At 52.9% G+C, this 18,430-nt stretch carries 9 protein-coding genes; 7 read left to right on the top strand and 2 right to left on the bottom strand.

All coding sequences use genetic code 11. From position 1 onward, the window contains the following. The first annotated feature begins 287 nt into the window (after positions 1–287). On the top strand, positions 288–6,551 hold the full coding sequence (locus QMG93_RS31735; RefSeq protein ID WP_281943725.1) for a glycosyl hydrolase family 8: 6,264 nt from the start codon (positions 288–290) through the stop codon (positions 6,549–6,551). A 273-nt stretch (positions 6,552–6,824) separates the two neighbouring features. Here QMG93_RS31735 and QMG93_RS31730 read toward each other — a convergent pair whose 3' ends face one another. Next, positions 6,825–8,615 carry a sensor histidine kinase gene (locus QMG93_RS31730; protein ID WP_281943723.1) on the bottom strand — a complete coding sequence of 597 codons (1,791 nt, stop codon included), beginning with the start codon at positions 8,613–8,615 and terminating at the stop codon, positions 6,825–6,827. A 12-nt stretch (positions 8,616–8,627) separates the two neighbouring features. Continuing rightward, positions 8,628–9,380, bottom strand: coding sequence for a response regulator transcription factor (locus QMG93_RS31725; protein ID WP_281943722.1), 753 nt, complete (start codon positions 9,378–9,380; stop codon positions 8,628–8,630). A 267-nt stretch (positions 9,381–9,647) separates the two neighbouring features. Between QMG93_RS31725 and QMG93_RS31720 the strand changes: the two genes are divergently transcribed. From QMG93_RS31720 to QMG93_RS31695, 6 genes are all read left to right on the top strand, one after another. Further along, entirely contained in the window at positions 9,648–10,994 is a 1,347-nt protein-coding gene (locus QMG93_RS31720; protein WP_281943720.1) for an ABC transporter substrate-binding protein, read from the top strand. Between the two features lie 21 nt (positions 10,995–11,015). Next, on the top strand, positions 11,016–11,921 hold the full coding sequence (locus QMG93_RS31715) for a carbohydrate ABC transporter permease (protein ID WP_281943718.1): 906 nt from the start codon (positions 11,016–11,018) through the stop codon (positions 11,919–11,921). Next, complete coding sequence (locus tag QMG93_RS31710) at positions 11,921–12,772, top strand: carbohydrate ABC transporter permease (RefSeq protein ID WP_281943716.1); 852 nt, start codon at positions 11,921–11,923, stop codon at positions 12,770–12,772. Before QMG93_RS31715 ends, QMG93_RS31710 begins: the two co-directional genes overlap by 1 nt. A gap of 18 nt (positions 12,773–12,790) precedes the next feature. Next, positions 12,791–15,508 (top strand): glycosyl hydrolase family 95 catalytic domain-containing protein, encoded by a 2,718-nt coding sequence (locus tag QMG93_RS31705; RefSeq protein ID WP_281943714.1) that lies wholly within the window; start codon positions 12,791–12,793, stop codon positions 15,506–15,508. A 133-nt stretch (positions 15,509–15,641) separates the two neighbouring features. Further along, the gene (locus tag QMG93_RS31700) at positions 15,642–17,120 is read left to right on the top strand and encodes an MFS transporter (protein WP_281943712.1); all 1,479 of its coding nucleotides are present in this window, start codon (positions 15,642–15,644) and stop codon (positions 17,118–17,120) included. Then, positions 17,075–18,292 carry a macrolide family glycosyltransferase gene (locus QMG93_RS31695; protein ID WP_281943710.1) on the top strand — a complete coding sequence of 406 codons (1,218 nt, stop codon included), beginning with the start codon at positions 17,075–17,077 and terminating at the stop codon, positions 18,290–18,292. Before QMG93_RS31700 ends, QMG93_RS31695 begins: the two co-directional genes overlap by 46 nt. Positions 18,293–18,430 lie beyond the last annotated feature (138 nt).

The raw sequence follows: 18,430 nt of genomic DNA, 5'->3' as shown, positions 1-18,430 counted from the left end.
AAAATCCTTAGAAATATTTGGGCGAAAAACGGTTGACATCGATTGGAAAATGAAATATATTCTGGGGGCTAGGATCTTCGGTCTTTGAAGTTTATAGCGCTTTTATTTTTTCTTGAAAGTATAAACGTTTTAATTTTCAAAGGCGGGATTACTTCGAATGAAAGCGCATAATATCAAGGGAGGAGGACAGAGTACGGCAGCTTATAGCCGGATGAGGACCGAGAAGGAGATGCAAGGCCACGCAGTAAGCAGTATTCCAACTTCATGTTAGAAAGGAATCCCTCATAATGAACAACCATGCAAGAAGAACCGGAAACCGCATGCTTTCGCTCTTATTGACGCTTGTCCTGTTAACGCTCCAATTTGCGGGTGTGGCATCCGCTGACGTATCGCCGGTTTCCTCCACCTTGGCGGAATGGAAATATAGCGCGAATCCGGCCGATCAAAGCGTATTCGCCGCAACTTACGGCCTCTACAAGGACGGCTCCGCCCTTCAGGCCGTTCCTGCCAGGGCTACGGAAACGTTCGGCTGGGACGATAGTCTCCGAGCGATCCGCTATCAAGGCTGGCACGAAGAGACAGGGAAGGAAAAATATTGGCTCGCCACCGTCTCTACGAAGGACTTCCAGCAGATCACGCTTTCTTCCGAGCAGCAGGGCAGGGGCTCGACCGGCCCGCGCGATTTTCGGGTGCAATTCAGCACGGACGGGCAGCAGTGGACCAATCTGACGGGTGATGGCACAGGCTTGCCCGATCTCGTCATGAATAAAGACACGGCTACGCGGTTAACCGACGTACCTTTGCCGGGCATCGCGAGCGATCGTGAGCGCCTGTACATACGCTGGCTTGTCGTTTCGAATGTGAGCACAAGCGGGACGGCTATCGGGGAATCCGGCTCCAGCCAGCTCATCAGCGTCACTGTCAAGGGGGTGCGCAAGGGCTCGTCCTCCGACGTGACGGCACCAACTACGCCGGCGGGACTTGGCGGGCAAGCGATATCCGATACATCGATCCGGTTGACCTGGACGGCCTCTACGGACAATGTCGGAGTCGCAGGCTACAACATTTACCGGGAGGGCGTAAAAATCGGAACGGCGCCAGCCGCATCCTACGAAGACACCGGACTTGCGGCGGCGAAGACCTACACGTATCATGTGACGGCTTATGATTGGGCGGGCAATGAATCGGGCGCGAGCAACCAGACCGCAGTTTCGACACTTGCGGCGGCATCCCGTCAAAAGGTTGCGGAATGGACCTTTGCGGGCGCCGGGTCCGACGGCGTGTGGCCGGCCACGGACGGCGCCTACAAGTCGGCATCGACGTTTCGCAATATCGGCGGCGTATTCGAAGCCTACGACAGCGACAAACAAGCGATAAGCTATCAAGGCTGGGACAACGGCAGCGGCAGCAAATATTGGCTGGCGACCGTCTCGACGAAAGGGTTCGAGCAGATTGTGCTGTCCTCGCAGCAAAACTCCTCGGGCTCGGGACCGCGCGATTTCAAGGTGCAGCTCAGCACGGATAAGCGGACTTGGACGGACGTGCCGAATACGGACCTGACGATGGTCACTTCCAGCTTCAATTGCGCGAACCAGTCGTGCAAGCTGATCGATGCTCCTCTTCCAACGGAAGCCGACAATCGGGATATCCTGTATATCCGCTGGATTGTCCGCTCGGATACGAATACGAAAGGCTCCTCGGGCATCGGCGGCTCCGGCTCTAGCCGGATCAAGGATATCCGGGTATCGGGCAAACGGATCGACGGCGTGCCGATTGTCATCCCGACGATCGATACGGCGGAGCTGCCTAAGGATGGCGTCGTTCAAGTGTCAGCGGCTGCCCCGGTGTCGGTGACCTTCAATAAGCCGATCGCGCTGAATCCCGGATATGAAGCGGCGATTGTCGACGATCACAACCGGACGCTTGCTCCGGTAACGCTTGATATCGTCAATCAAGTCACGCTGAACATTCAGCATCCGAATTTTGCGTACGGCAAGACGTACACGGTGAAGCTTCCGAAGGAGCTCATTCGTGGCAAGGACGACCAAGTCCCGCTCGCCCGGGATATCGTCTGGAGCTTTACGGTGCAGGATTCGCCTTACATGCCGAAGCTGATCAACATGACGTTTAACGGCGATTCCCGAACAAGTCTTGCGTTTGCCTGGTACACCGATGTGAAGACGGGAACGGTCGTTCAGGTGGCCGAAGCCGACAAAGTGAAGGACGGCGTATTTCCGGAAGCCGGAGCCGTTGCTTATACAGGCGACTCGGAGGAAATCGAGACCTTCATGAAGAAAGGCGACCGGGAAACCGGCCGGAAGACGAAATTTACGAGTCATAAAGCAATCGCAGCCGGGTTGAAGCCGGGGACCGCCTACAAGTTCCGCGTAGGCAACGGCGAGCCGGACGGCTGGAGCGCCGTCGGGTCGTTCAAGACGGATGCGGGCAAACAGGCGGGCTATCGTTTCATCGCCGGATCGGACTCGCAATCCTCCAGCAAATCGGGATTCGAGCCGTGGGGCGATACGTTCAGAAAAGCGATCGATCATATCGGCGATCCCAAATTTTTGATCAACGCCGGGGACTTGGTGGATAACGGAGATTTGGAGGAGCAATGGCAGTGGATGCTGGGAGCGGCGCAGAACGAGCTACTGAACGTGCCTTTCGTCCCCGTGCTTGGCGGACATGAGGTTCAGGACTGGGACGGAGACGAAACGACGCCGAACAACAACTTCTACAATCACTTCAACCTGCCGAAGCAGGAGGTGGAAGGCACTCACGAAGGGTCGGTCTACTCGTTCGAATACGGCGATGCGCTGTATCTGGTATTCAACTCCCAGTTTGTCGGCGGATTGGCGGAGAACGGGGTCGACGTGGAATGGGCCGATAAACAGTTCTGGGATCAAGTGGCGTGGATGAAAAATACGGTCGCGAAGAGCGACAAGAAATGGAAATTCGTCGCCTTCCACAAAGGCCCTTATTCGGCGGGAGACAATGCGGGCGAGTGGGAGGACGAACGGGTACAATTTTACCGAAAGTATCTGATTCCGGCCTTTGACGAAATGGGCATCGACATGGTGTTCGAGGCGCACGATCACATGTATATGAGATCGTTCCAGATGTACAACGATAAGATTATTCCCGCAAGCCAGCTGACGTTTGACCAGGAAGGCAATGCCGTGAATCCGAAGGGCACGGTTTACCTGATGTCCAATGCATTCGGGAATAAATTTTACGAAAAGTATGTCGATAAGAACGGCGTTCCTTATGACGATTTTTTTGCAGCCATCGATACCCAGCCGTTCAAAAAAATGTTTACCGACGTCTCCGTCTCGGATGAGGTGCTCAAGTTTACGGCCTACACGGCGGCGGTCGAAGACGAGAAACCGGGGGATAGCGGGGTGCAAGCCTACGACCGATACGGTATTCGGAGAACGGACGGCAAGCCTGCGAAGGTGGAGGACGCCAAAGTTCAAGTCACCGGCAATCAAGCCGTCCTTTCGTGGAAGGCTCCTGCCGCCAGTGCCGAGCCGGTCAGAGGCTTCCGGATCTATGAGAAGAACGATAAGGTGAAAACGCATTGGAGCGTCTACGTTCCGGCCGGGGCGCAAGCGGAGTACACCTATGCGATTGCCGACATTAACCCCGCGAAAAAATACGATTTCGTCGTGAAAGCGGTCGGTACGAGAATCAATTCCGATGCGGTCGAAGTCAGCACCCAGGACGGACCGGTCGATTCCGATCCGCCTTCGGCGCCGACGAACTTGAGCGGCACCGCGGTTTCCGCTTTTCAAATTCAGCTGAACTGGAAGGCGTCCGCCGGAAAAACGGAAGCGGCAGGCTATAACATCTACCGCAACGGCGTCAAAGTCGGCACGACAACGGCGACCTCCTACAGCGATACGGGATTAAAGCCCGCTACGAGCTACAGCTACGAAGTGAAGGCGTATAATGCGGAAACGATCGAGTCGCTGCCAAGCAACCGGATCGAAATCACGACCAAGCCTGCGTCCTCTGGAGACGGACCGTTCAAGGCGTATCCGCAGCATACCGTGTATGCGGGCGATTCGATCAAGCCGAATCATGTGACGCAAGTCGAAATGGATGCAACGGTGACCCGGCTTTACAAGGAATGGAAGGCAAAATATTTGAAGCGGAATCCTTACGACCCGACGCAGTATTACGTATGGTATGCGGATGGGGACTGGTTTAAAGACGGGGAAATTACTGTCTCGGAGGCCCACGGATACGGCATGCTGATCACCACGCTGATGGCGGGGCATGACCCGGAGGCGAAGACTTATTTTGACGCGATGTACCGGTATTTCCGGGCGCATCCGAGCGCTGTTAACCCGCAGCTGATGGCATGGCAGCAGGCGGACAATGGCAGCGCCATCGTCGATATCAACGGCGCGGATTCCGCTACGGACGGGGATATGGATATCGCGTACGCGCTGCTGTTGGCGGACCGGCAGTGGGGAAGCGGGGGCGAAATCAACTATTTGGAGCAGGCCCGCAAGGTGATCGACGCGATCATGGAAAGCGAAGTTAACCATACGGAATGGACCTTGAAGCTCGCCGACTGGGCGAAGGACGAGGACCCGATGTACGGCAAAGCTTCCCGTCCTTCTGATTTCATGCTCCAGCATTTGAAGGATTTCCGGATCGTATCCGGCGATAGCCGCTGGGACAAAGTGATCGACCAAACGTACCGCATGATCCGGAGCGTGCATGAGAAGTACAGTCCGAATTCCGGACTGCTGCCCGATTTCGTATTCAAGGATACGGACGGCCAATTCAAGCCGGTAAGCGAGAAGAAATGGGATACCGAGAACGGATATTTCCTGGAAGACGAGCATGACGGAGACTATAATTACAACGCCTCCCGGGTGCCGTGGCGGCTTGGCACCGATTTCCTCCTGACCGGGGATCGGCGGGCGAAAGAGCAGCTCGGCCGGTTGAACGGCTGGATTCGCGCGAAAACCGGCGGCAAACCGGAAGGCATCAAAGCCGGCTATAAGCTGGACGGCTCGGCGGCGCTAGGCGAGGATGCGGATCTTTCGTTCTCCGCTCCGTTTATGGTCAGCGCTATGACCGACTCGTCCAATCAGCAGTGGCTGAACGATTTATGGGATTACAATGCGGCCATACTGACGGAAGACGCGCTTTATTTCGGTAACAACCTCCGGCTGCTGAGCATGCTGGTCGTTTCCGGCAACTGGTGGACGCCGGCCATCGTCGACACCGAGGCGCCGACGGAACCGACCATCGAACGGGCCGAAGCGATATCTAGCTCGGCGATCGATCTGAAATGGACGGGAGCGACGGATAACTTCGGGATTGCGGGCTACAAAATTTACCGCAACAATGCGGAAATCCACACGACGACGAAGACCGAATTCCGGGACACCGGACTTTCGCCGAATACGACTTATCGTTATTTTGTGATGGCTTTCGATGCAGCGGGCAATTATTCGAAAATAAGCAACGTGAGAGTGGTGTCCACCTTAAGCGACTCCGGTTCCGATTCGGATTCGAGCGGGTCCAGCGGTTCCGGCGGGGGAAGCGGCGGCGGTTCATCGGCTGCAACTGACGGGAAGCTATCGATCCCGGCAGGCGGCTCGGGCACCGCAAGCTTAGGGAACGAGATCACCGTCACCGTACCGGCAGGAGCGGCTGATCAGGCGCTGACGCTGACCGTGGAGAAAGTGGCGGACCCGTCGAAGCTCCTTACCCAGCAAGAGACAAAGCTCAGTCCGGTGTTTGAACTGACGAAAAACATTACCGTCCCGTTCAAAAAGCCGATTACGCTGACGATCGCCTTCGATCCGTCGCTGCTGCGGAGTAACCAGACACCTGCCGTGTTCGTTTACGACGGCAAAAAGAAGCAGTGGACGAATATCGGAGGCACGGTCGACGGTTCCACGATCAAGGTGAACGTGGACGATGCGGGTATCTTCGCGGTATTTGCCGTCGATAAGAAAACCGTAGAAACGCCGGCGGAGCCGAAGCCGGTATCGTTCACCGATACCGTAGGGCACTGGGCGGAAGGCATCATCCGGCAAGCGGTGACAAGCGGCATCGTTACGGGATACCCGGACGGTTCCTTTAAACCGGATCATGTCGTCACCCGGGCCGAATTTGCCGTCATGCTGACTGGGACGATGAAGCTTGCGAAGGAGGGCGCCGCCCTTACGTTCGCCGATCGTTCCGAGATCGACGCAAGGGCGGAGAAAGCCGTAGCGCAGGCTGTCCAAGCGGGCATCGTTCAAGGCTACGAGGACGGCACGTTCCGTCCGAATGCGCAGATCACACGGGCTGAGATGGCCGTCATGATCGCCAATGCGCAGGGAGCCGCACGTCAAGCGGCCGGTTCGACCGGTTTTTCGGACGACGCCGACATCCCGGGATGGGCGAAAGCCGCCGTCGAGGCGATTCACAAGCTTGGCCTGGTCGAAGGCCGGGAAGACAACCACTTCGCCCCGGGTGCCAGCGCAACAAGAGCCGAAGCGGTCAAGGTGCTGCTGAAGCTGAAGCAATCCGGGAAGTAATTTTTGCACCTAGGGTATAAGATTCTATAAAAGGGGCCTCCGACGAGGCCCCACGGCTGTTGCGAAAGTAGTTTTGACAAGAACCGAGATACATACGAAGATGGGGTATCTACTGGAGGAGCGGTAGCGTTCGCCTTTGTCTGCGGGAAATTTCTGCTGTCCAACAGCTTCAATTTCCCGCGGACAACAGTGACCGGAAGTAGATACCCCATCCCCTCGTAACCTCCGTTACCTCAATAAACCACTTTCTCGGCAGCCTTTTTAATATTCCTCTTACTGACGGCAGCGGGGGGAGCTGTCATGGGGAGGCGCAGCAACGGGGATATCGAAAGATACCGATGTTCCGAATCCGCGCTTACTTTTGATCGCAATGCCATAGGGTTCCCCGTAGCTTAATTTCAGCCGAATGTTGGTATTAAATAGACCGATGTGCCCGGGCGATTCGCTTCCTTCGCTAAGCTGCCTCCGGATCTCCGCGAGACGGTCTTTTTCGATCCCCATGCCGTTATCGGTAATGGAAATTGTTAAACGGTTCCCTCGCAGCATGATTTTGATTCGGATGACAACTCTCGTTGTCGTTTCCTTGATTCCATGATAAATGCTGTTTTCTATGAGAGGCTGCAGGAGCAGTTTAACGATTTTAAAGTGTTGAATCTCCCCGAAATTCCCTTTCCATGTGACCTCAAATTTGTCCTTGTGCCGGAACTTCTGAATTCGGATATAGCTTTGCGTATGGTCGATTTCTTCTTGCAGCGTCACGGTCTGTGCCGGGCTGCTTAACGAATAATCCAATATATGGGACAGATTCTCGATCATTTCGGTCCCTTGGTTCGGTTTGGCCGTGAGCTTGAATACTTCCCAATAAATCGCATTTAACGTGTTGTACAGAAAGTGCGGATTGATTTGCGACTGAAGGGCCAGCAATTTCGCAGCCTGAAGACGGTATTTTTGCTCCGAAAGCTGCACCCTCAAATAATTTTGCTCGATAAACGTCGTCAAAATGTTATGAAGGATATAGCCGTACTCGTCCTTAATGGTGACCGGGAGCGGGGGCAGCGGCCTGCCTCGGACGGCCGAGTCGATAATCGACATCATGCTTGACAGGCGGTTATAATTCAGCGAGGTAAAGTAATAAGCCAGCAGCATGCTGACGACGAGGGAAACCAGAAGAAGAAGCAGGGTTACGGCGCTTAATTGGGTAGGCACGCGAAACAGCGATTTTTTCGGCACGATGGAAAAGTACTCCCAGCCGTAACGGTTGGAATTGACTTGGTTGACGATATAAGAATCGCTATGCGACTGGAGAGCAAGCAGACCTTCTTTTGCATGGTCCGTCTGCGCCTGCGCGAATGGCATCTGCTTCAAGTCGTCCGGCATGCTGCTGCTAAAAAGAAGCTGCCCTTTTTCGTTGAATACAAGAATGCATTGTTCGGAGGAAACCACAAGCGAACGAAGGATGTCTTCGATGTAGTCCCTTGATAAATTCAGCGCGATCATCCCGTCTCTGGTGTGCAGCTTCCGGTAAACCGTGACAATCCGCTTCGCGTCCTTTTCAAAGCTGTACTGCTTTATATTTCGTGGTTCCGTCCAAAGTTCCGCTTTCCCGTCATGATTCCTGTAGCTGTCGTACCAGCCGGTATCCCAATAGTTGTTCAGATTCGCCACTCCGACATTGGACGATACGAACAAACCATGATCATTCCGATAGTAGGCGTAAATGGAGTGGATATACGGCCTGGCATTGGCGGGAGCGTTTAGGAACGCTTGAAGCATTTCGCCTGGAACAAGATCCTCGTATTTCGGCAATTGATTTTCCAATAGGCTACCTAAGACATTATTGATTTTCGAATGGTTGTCCAGCGTCAAGATGAGGGAGTCCATCTCATTTAACATCAGCTCCAAATGTTCTTTGGTCTGATTCAATTGGCGGATATGGCTGCTGCTGATTTCATTTTTGATGTAGCTTTGCAGCACGGCGATGGATAGGGAACCGAGCAAAATCATCGGTATCATGATCGGAAGGAGAAAAACGGCAAGGTTTTTGAGAAAAAAATTTTTTTTCATCGCCGGTTCCATTTACGGTTTCCGATTCCGGTAAAGTCTCGGTGTCGTCCCGAAATATTTTTTAAACGTCCGGGCAAAGTTGCGGGAGTTGCTGTAGCCTACCAGCGAGCCGACCTCGTAGGTGCGGTAGCGGACATCCAGCAGAAGCTCCTTGGCTTTCTGCATTTTTACCGTAAGAAGATAATCGGAAAAGCTGCTCCCCGTATTTTTTTTGAAAAACTGGCTCAAGTAATTCGCATTCATATGGACAAGCTTGGCAGCTTCTTCAAGAGAAGCATGCGGGAAGTTTTCTTCGACAAAGTGCTTGACGATGGAAATAATTTTGCCGTTATAGCTTTGTTCCGGCTCTTCATCGAGCTGATCGGACGGAGTCGCCATACGCCGGGCTTGTTCGTCCAATTCCGCTTTGAGCGACGAGAAAGCGCTTACCAAATCCTTGTACTTGGGAGGCTTCACGATGTATTCCTTCACTCCCAGCGACAGAGCTTGCTTCGCATATTCAAACTCCCGGTAGCCGCTGAAAAAGACGATCATAACCGGATGCTTCCTGTCCTTGATCTCCCGGGCAAAATCAATGCCGGACAGCACGGGCATATGGATGTCGCACAGTACGACGTCCGCTTTGCGCTCGCTGAGAAAGTCCAGCGCTTGTCTGCCGTTCTCCAACTGCCCGACGATCTCAAATCCGATGTCTTCCCAAGGAAAATAGTTGCTTATGGAGTTTCTTGTTTCGCTTTCATCGTCCACAATGAGCAATTTGTACATCGGCTTCCCCTGCCTTTGAAATTGGATTACATTTAAATATAATCTAATCATTGTAAAATAGAAATAGCGAATGGAAGCTGCGATATGGATCTGCAAAACGGACTGTAAATCTGAATAAATGACTGTTTTTATTCGTTCCTGTTGAAATACTGCTGAATGGAAGAGACTTTTTCTCATCTAAGGTGTCTTTTGGACCGATTGCGGGGGATGCTACAATTGGATTTGTAAGTGCTTACAAAATGAAACAGTGAGAGAGGGGGGAATCTGTTGAACAACAGGATGGTTGGCAAAGCAAGCGTCGTTTGCACGATGGCCGTTCTTGCCGCGCTCGCCGCCGGATGCGGCGCTGCCGGCGGTTCATCGACTCCGGCTTCCGCAAGCGGCGCCGACGCTTCGGCGCCAAAACCGGTAACGTTAAGATTCATGTGGTGGGGCTCCGAGATCAGACATAAGGCGACGCTGGCGGCGATCGATCGGTACCGGCAAAAACATCCGCATGTCACGATCGAGGCGGAATACCAAGGCTACGAGGGATATCTCGATAAGGTCAAAACGCAAATTGCTGCCAAGCAGGCCCCGGATATTATGCAGCTGGATCAGACATGGCTGGAAGAGCTTACGAGCAAGTCCGAGCCTTTGGCCGATATCAGCCGGTTGACTGAGATCGATACGTCTTCTTTTGACGAAAAGCTTCTTCAGGACTTCTCCTTGTCCACGAGTAAAAAAACGGTAGGGCTGCCCATGGGAACGAACGGCTATGTGCTTATTTACAACAAGACGATAACCGACAAGCTGGGAATCGACACAAGCGGAGCCTGGGATTGGGACCGCGTGCTCGCTGCGGCTCAAAAAATCCGCGGTAGCAATCCGAAAGGCACCTTTACCTACTGCGTCGACAAAAGCTACCCGCCCATGCTGTTCGATATCGTGCATACGGAGCGCACCGGCGCAAGGCTGAAAAGCGGCGACTTGACCATGCCCTGGACGAAGGAGGAGCTGGTTGAAACCTATGCCTTGATGAAAAAGCTGGCGGATAACCATGTGCTGCCTTCCGCCGAAGAATGCTATGCTCCGAGCCAGGACCCGAACCCGAAATGGGTGAGCGGGGATGCGCCTTTCATCATTGAATTTACGAGCCAGATCGCGAAGTTGAAAGGACAAATCCCCAATTCGGCCATCGGCATCGCGGCTTTGCCCCAGTTGAACAACGGCAAAGATCCCGGCACTTTATTAAAGCCTTCCATGGTGCTGTCGATCAACGCAAGCTCCAAGAGCACCGGCGAAGCCGCTAAATTCGTGAACTGGTTCTTGAACGACAAGGAAGCCGCCGCCATTCTCGGCGATGTCAGATCGGTTCCCGCCTCTGCAGCAGCCAAAAATTATGCGATACAGGCCGGAAAAATCGACAAGGACGTAGGCGCAGCGGTAGATATCGTGCTCCAACATCAATCGAAGGCGATTACGGGGCTCCTGAACAACTCCCAAATCGGTGCCGTTCAGGATGAAGTGCTCCAGAAATTGCTGTTCAACAAATCAACACCCGAGCAAGCGGCAGACGATTATTTGAAGCGAGTCGGCGACAAGCTGAACGAATTGAAGGCGCCGAAGAAATGATAAACAAGTGCGGGTGAAAGCATGGCATCGATAACAAAGAACGGATGGAAAAGGAAGGGGAGCTATACCGGATTCCTCTATATTTTGCCTTGGCTGGCCGGCTTTATTGTTTTTCAGCTGTATCCTTTTCTGTATTCGTTCATCCTGTCTTTTACGGACGCGGGGCCCATCGGAGCTTATCATTGGATAGGGTTGAACAATTACAGCCAGCTTTTTCGGGATGCGGATTTTTATAAATCGTTCTCGGTCACCTTCGCTTATGTGTTGATTGCCGTCCCCGTCAAACTCATTTTTGCGCTGATGGTGGCGATGATGCTGAGTGCGAAGCTCAGATTCATCCATATTTATCGTACGGTTTACTATCTTCCGTCGATCTTGGGCGGTAGCGTGGCGGTTTCCGTTTTGTGGCGGGTGTTGTTTTTGCGGGACGGCATGATCAACGCGTTCTTGGAGAAGCTGCATATGCCGCCGGTCGATTGGCTCGGAAGTCCGGACGTCGCGCTATATACCGTCAGTATGCTGGCCGTGTGGCAGTTCGGATCGTCCATGGTCATTTTTCTCGCCGGTATCAAGCAAATCCCGCAGGACTTGTACGAGGCGGCTACGGTCGACGGCGCTTCGAAGATCAGGAAATTTATGACGATTACGATACCGATGCTGACGCCGCTCATCTTTTTTAATCTGGTCATGCAGACGGTCGGGGCGTTTCAGGATTTTACCGGGGCGTTCGTCATTACCGGCGGCGGACCGTTGAAGTCCACCTATTTGTACGCGTTGAAGCTTTACGAGGAGGCGTTTCGATTCTATAACATCGGGTATGCAAGCGCTCTGTCCTGGGTATTGTTTGTGGTGCTCATGATCTTGACCGCGCTGATCTTCCAATCGTCGAGAACCTGGATCCATTACGAGGACGGAGGCGATAAGTAATGGCGGCGCCTGCGCATAAGATGATATGGCTGCAGCTGCTTTATTACGTCTTCCTGACGGGCTTGGGCCTCGTGATGGTGTATCCGCTCATTTGGCTGCTGTTCGCCTCGTTTAAACCGAATACGGAGATTTTCGGCAGTATTCATTTGCTGCCTAAAGAGTATGTCTGGGATTCGTTCCGCAAGGGCTGGGAAGGGAGCGGGCAGTATACGTTCGGCACTTTTTTTCTCAACACGTTCATTCTTGTCATACCGACCGTCGTATTTACCGTCGCCTCCAGTTTGCTTGTGGCTTACGGATTTGCCAGATTCACGTTTCCGCTGAAAAAATTATTTTTCGCTTTAATGATCTCGACGCTCTTCCTGCCGGCGGCAATCACCATGATTCCGAGATTCATGCTCTTCGGCCAGTTGGGCTGGTTGAACAGCTATTACCCGTTTATCGTGCCGGCTTTGTGCGGCGGTGGTCCGTTTTTTATTTTTCTGCTGATCCAGTTCCTTAGGGGGCTGCCGAAGGAGCTCGACGAGTCAGCAAAAATGGACGGCGGCCATTCGTTCACCATTCTGATCCGAATTTTGCTCCCGCTCTCCAAGGCGGCGCTTTTCTCGGCGGGCATTTTCCAGTTTATATGGACATGGAACGATTTTTTCGGCCAGCTCATTTATATCAACAGCGTAAAAAAATTCACCATATCGCTGGCCTTGAGGATGTCTCTCGATGTTGCGGCTTCCGTGGAATGGAACCGGATTCTGGCCATGTCTTTGGCAGCGATGATTCCAAGCGTGCTGCTGTATTTCTTCGCGCAAAAATATTTCGTCGAAGGCATTGCGACGACCGGATTGAAGGGATAGTTTACGGGGAGGTAACGTATGAAAATCAAACGGATTGTTAGCCTTGTTCTGATATTGACGTTACTAACAACGCTGCTTTCGGCTGCCATGGTGTTTGGGGATAGCACGCCGGATATCGCAGGACCACGCGCGGATACGGAAGCGCCCACAGCGCCGACGGGCCTCAGAGCCGGAGAGATTACGGATACGGCCGTCGTTCTGAACTGGCTTACCTCCAAAGATAACGAGGGCGTAACGCAGTATGAGATAAGCTACGGGACGAAGACAATACTGACCGAGAACACGAATGTGACGATTTCGGATTTACTGCCGGATACCTCCTATGCGTTTCAGGTACGAGCCAGAGATGCGGCCGGTAACCTGTCGGCGGCAGCTTCGCTAAACCTGGCGACCAAGCGCAGCCAGAACGATCATGCCATGTCGGATTGGCAGGAATTGCAGAGTCTCGCTCCTTCCCGCATGACGGGCGTTTATACCAAATTGCCCGGCGGTTTTAAAGGGTATGCGGACGGTCCGTTGCTGGGAAATGGCGATGTCGGCACCGTGTCGGGCGGTACGGCCGATTCGCAGACGCTTTATATCGATAAAAACGATTTTTGGATGAAAAGCAGCAAATTGACGGTCGGCGGAGTGACGATAACCAATAAAGCGCACGGCACGAGTCCCGCCCCGTCCTATCGTTACGAGCAGGATATGTTGAATGCGGAGGTAAGAGCGGACGTGACCTTGAAAAATGTCCAGCTCAAAATGAAAACGTGGGTCGATGCGAACAGCAATTTGGTCATAACCGAACTTCGGACGCAAGCTGCGGCACCCGTTCCGTTAACGGTTGACGTATGGGTTCCGGAGGCGGACGACAAGCCGTTTAAGTCGGGAACGGATGCCGCCCGCGGCGTGTTATGGGCGGCTCGCGAAAGCTCCGCGAACCAAGCGGCGAAGGAGTGGATATCCAGAGCGGTATTGGTCACGCGACTGCTCGGAGCGCCGCTTACGGACTTCCGTTCGTCCGGCGGCAGGGCGCAAGCCGATTTTATTTTGCAGCCGAATACGACCGTAACGCTTGTGACGCAAGTTAGCGGCGGGGGCGGAGAAAACCCGGACGTTCCCGAAGCGGCGAGCTACTTGAAATTAGCTCAATCCAGGGTCATGGGAACGACGCCGGCAACGATTGCCGCGCAGCATGAAGCGCACCAGGCATGGTGGAAAAACTTCTGGCTCAAGTCGTATGCGATTACGAACGACGAGTGGTTGGACAAATATTATTTCGGAGCTTTGTATGCGCTGGCCGCGAGCAACCGGACGGGCAAAGCAGCCCCGGGCATTTTTGGCAGCTGGGTGACGAACGATTCGCCGGGGTGGGGGGCGCGGTACTTTTTGAACTATAACTTCGAGAACCCGTACTGGGGCGTGTTTTCCAGCAACCGGCCCGAGCTGGCGGACGCCTATTTCGATCAGGTGCTGGGCTATGTGCCTTACGGCATCAACCGCACGCATGAAGCGGGATACCGAGGCTTCTCGACAACCCGATCGTTAGCGAGGCCGTATGGCCCGGCGACGGTCGGATGGGACCCGGCCCGCATTCCGGCAAGTCCGGTCGCTCCCGAGAAAACCAGATCCAAGCTGAACGACCAATTGATGCTGGGAGCGTATTTGGCTACAAACTTCATCAACCATTACACGTACACGAAAGATAAGGAGTTTTTGCGAAACAAGGCTTATCCGTACCTCATCTCGCTTGCCGATTTCTGGGAAGATTACTTGGTGATGGAGAACGGCAAATATGCCATCAAGGACAGCGCGCCGCGTGAGGCGAACGAGCACGACAACAACTCCATTCTGGACATCGCCATGGTCAAATTTTTGATGAAGGGGCTTATTACGGCAAGCCGGGATTTGGATGTCGATGCGGCCCGGCGCGTCAAATGGCAGGATATCATCGACAAATTAACCGATTATCCGACGTTCGTATACTCCGTAACCGGAAAAGAAGTGTTCAAAGAGTCCGATTCTTATATCGACAGCAAGACCGGCAAACGGATTGTCAATCCGGGACGGCCGTTTATCGGGGGGACGAATGTGAAGGGGCCTTGGCATGCTGTGATGACGGGCTTGTTCTGGCCGAGCGATGAGATTAATTTGAGCACGACTTCGCGTTTGAAGCAGATCGCGCTGAATACGGTTGAGGCGTACGGTTCCTGGGAACAGACGAATTCGTTCGCCATGCAATTTCCGGCGGCTGTGCGGATCGGCTACGATGTGAACGCAGTGCTAACCAATTTTAAAAAAATCATCAGCTCCAGCAAAAGCAGCTCCTTGCTGATGCGCAACAACCTGACGGTGTACCAAAAAGGCGGCGGCATCGAGACATCCGGCAGCGTAGAAACGATTAACGCCTTAATGCTGCAAAGCTATTTCGACGAGAGCAGAGGAAAAGACGTGATCCATCTGTTCCCCATGCTGCCGAAACATAAGTATCCGGAAGCGCATTTCAGACAGCTGCGGGCCAGAGGCGCGTTCGTGGTGTCGAGCGGTCTGCATGGAGGGGCGATCGTCGATGTGAGACTGACCAGCGAAAAGGGCGGTCCCGTTCATATCGTGAACCCGTTCGGCACCGGTCAAGTTCAGGTGGTGAAAATAGACGGTACGAGCGAGGCGCCCGTTAAGGTTGACCAAGCTCAGGGACTGATCACGTTCCAAACCGAAGCGGATGCGACTTACAAGCTGCGTGCGAAGTAAAGAAATTCAGCAAGCCCCCTTCGAGGGGGTTTTTTAGTAAGTAAAGTTTTTTCTATGCAAAGTAATGGGTTTATTGTATATTTAGGATAATAATGGATAAGTTTCCATTGAAACCATTCCTTTATGGAGGTGTATGAGCACAACAAACTCAATTTTTGATGTGAAGTACAGGGCTCTGACGATCGGTATTATTTTGGTTCTTACGACTGTAGCATTCGAAGGGCTGGCTATTACGACGATTGCCCCGAATCTGGCACAAAGCTTACAGGGCATCCATCTCTACGGCTGGATCTTCAGCGCCTTTTTGTTGTCTCAAATTGTAGGCACCACCGTCATGGGTCAGCAGATTGATAAGCACGGCGTTTTCAAATCCATTCCTGCATCTTTCGGTATTTTTGTTCTCGGCATCGTTATTGCGGCGGTGTCCTTCAATATGCACATGCTTATTGTTGGAAGAGCCTTTCAAGGCTTTGGGGCAGGCGCTCTCATCACTTGTGTCTACACCAGCGTTACATTAAGCTATCCCGATGCCCTTCGAACGAAAATTTTAGCTGCATTCTCCATGGCCTTTGTTCTGCCCTCATTAATCGGTCCCTATGTGGCAGGACTTATAGCTGCACATATTTCTTGGAGATTTGTTTTCTGGATCGTTCTGCCTTTGATTGTGCTGGCGTTAAGCTTAACGCTCCGTTCCTTTCGAAACCTGCAGAACCTGCAAGCTCAAAGGACTTCGGCCCCAAAAGACAGTTCTAAAGAAATACACGCCATCGTACTGGCCATTGGAACAGGATTGCTATTAACCGGGCTGGGAATGATTTCCGATTGGAAGGGCGTTGTACTTTCTATTGTTGGCGGGTTCATCATGATTCCCTCCTTGCGAAAGCTGCTGCCCCAAGGCACCTTTTCAGTAAAAAGAGGCTTGCCTGCGACGATGGCTTCCAGAGGGCTGTATGTTGCCTGCTGCTTTGCCACGGAGAGCTTCGTTATCTTGGCTCTAACCGAAGTGAAAGGCTTCTCGGAAGAGCTTGCCGGTCTGATTGTAGCCGCAGGCGCATTAAGCTGGTCCGCCGCAGCATGGCTGCAATCCAAGCTCGATGAACGAGATCGCGGTCATGGCAGAAAAAGCAGGGTAATCCTCGGTATAGGGATTATGATCGTCGGGGTTACACTTGTAATAACAGCCATCGCATTTTCAGGCGGCGGGGTTGTGCTCGTGCTGCTTTCGCAAATCATTACAGGATTCGGCGTAGGATTGGCGAATCCGACCACCGGAGCGATTGCATTACAGCAGGCCCAGGCAGGGAAGGAAGGAGAAATATCAGCAACGCTTCAATTCGTTGATTCGTTCAGTATCGGATTGAGCATCGGAGTAAGCGGCGCTCTGATCGCCCTAAGCGAGACGACACAATGGGGAATATTTGCAGGCGTTATGATGGCGTTGTTTCTCCAGCAGCCCGGGTTCAAGAAAGCCCTCACCCGCTTAACGAGACGGAGACAAAGCTTCCAATGTAATAACGGCTTCATTGCAGTATGCGGGGAGACTCATACGATTTGGAGGTATAGAAAATGGCTCGTGTGTTGGTTGTCATCACTCCGGCGGAAGGTCACGTGAATCCGTCTCTGGGATTGGTCAAGCAGTTGATGGACAACGGCGAGGAAGTTGTCTATGTATGCACGGAGGAGTATCGCGCCAGAATTGAACAAACCGGAGCTGAGCTGCGGACTTATCCTTTTCCCGAAGACGCTTTTTCCCATGATCCGGTATTAAAGCCCGCGGAGTACAAGCATCCTTACCAGTTCGTCTACATGATGGTCGGCGGGATTATTCGGAAGATCGTCCCGGAAGTTCTGCGGGTTACGGAGAATGAAACGTTCGATTATTTGATTTTCGATTCCTTGATGGGCTGGGGAGGCACGATCATTGCAGAAAAGCTGGGCATCCCTGCGGTATGCTCGATCGCTTCCTTTGCTTTCGTAGAGCCTTTGGGGGCTGACCAAGGCTTGGATGAGAACCGTAAGGACGTCAAGGAACTGTATGAGGCCACGATGAAGCTGACGCGGCAACTGGCCAATGAATTTCAAGTGGGTACCCCGGTTATGGACGAGATTGCCAGACATGCGGGGCGATTAAAGCTCGTTTATACAAGCCGCTATTTTCAACCGCAAGCGGAAAAGCTGGACGACAGCTTTATTTTTGCCGGTCCTTCGATCGTACCGCGTCAGGATGCTCCGTCTTTCCCGTTCGAACAGCTGTGCGGCCGACATCAACAGACGGTTTACATCGCGATGGGCACCATCTTGAATAAAGATTTGGATTTTTACAAGCTTTGCTTCGACGCATTTGAGGATTTACCGGTGACGTTCGTCTTATCTTCAGGCAAATCTACGGATATGACACCGTTGAAGGATCGGATTCCCGCCAATTTTATTGTAAAGCCCTACGTTCCACAGCTGGAAATGCTGCAGCATGCAGACGCGTTTATTACCCATGCGGGCATGAACAGCACAAGCGAGGCTTTGTATTACAATGTGCCTCTGGTGATGATTCCGCTAACCTCGGATCAGCCTCTTGTGGCGAAGCGGGTGGAGGAGCTGGGAGCGGGCATTGCTTTGGATAAACATAACCTCACCCCTGCTGCGTTGAGAGCTGCTTTGGCAGAAGTGCTGAGCAATCCGGCTTATAAGCAGCAGGCTTACGTTATCGGCGAATCTTTACGTCAGGCCGGCGGCTATAAGCGAGCAGCCGATGCCATAACGAATTATTTTGCCACTATCAATAGATAAAGTGAGGTCCGCTGATCCGCTTCACGGGCGGACGGTGGACAAAGTCTGCGGCTGCCAATAAGGAAAATAGCAAGAAGAGGCTTTTCACCCGAACCGTTTCCTGTATAATGGAATGAAAGCAGTTACAATTTCTATGGG

This window comes from Paenibacillus tyrphae (assembly GCF_027925525.1).
Classification (GTDB): Bacteria; Bacillota; Bacilli; order Paenibacillales; family NBRC-103111; genus Paenibacillus_G; species Paenibacillus_G tyrfis_B.
The sequence above is the reverse complement of the archived record's forward strand: the minus strand, read 5'-3'. Positions and strand labels throughout refer to the sequence as shown.

What these genes read in the sequence shown, in the direction of transcription:
- QMG93_RS31705 (WP_281943714.1), top strand. Translation starts at nt 12,791, where the DNA reads ATGAAAATCAAACGGATTGTTAGCCTTGTTCTGATATTGACGTTACTA.
- QMG93_RS31700 (WP_281943712.1), top strand. Translation starts at nt 15,642, where the DNA reads ATGAGCACAACAAACTCAATTTTTGATGTGAAGTACAGGGCTCTGACG.
- QMG93_RS31730 (WP_281943723.1), bottom strand. Translation starts at nt 8,615, where the DNA reads ATGAAAAAAAATTTTTTTCTCAAAAACCTTGCCGTTTTTCTCCTTCCG.
- QMG93_RS31710 (WP_281943716.1), top strand. Translation starts at nt 11,921, where the DNA reads ATGGCGGCGCCTGCGCATAAGATGATATGGCTGCAGCTGCTTTATTAC.
- QMG93_RS31725 (WP_281943722.1), bottom strand. Translation starts at nt 9,380, where the DNA reads ATGTACAAATTGCTCATTGTGGACGATGAAAGCGAAACAAGAAACTCC.
- QMG93_RS31695 (WP_281943710.1), top strand. Translation starts at nt 17,075, where the DNA reads ATGGCTCGTGTGTTGGTTGTCATCACTCCGGCGGAAGGTCACGTGAAT.
- QMG93_RS31735 (WP_281943725.1), top strand. Translation starts at nt 288, where the DNA reads ATGAACAACCATGCAAGAAGAACCGGAAACCGCATGCTTTCGCTCTTA.
- QMG93_RS31715 (WP_281943718.1), top strand. Translation starts at nt 11,016, where the DNA reads ATGGCATCGATAACAAAGAACGGATGGAAAAGGAAGGGGAGCTATACC.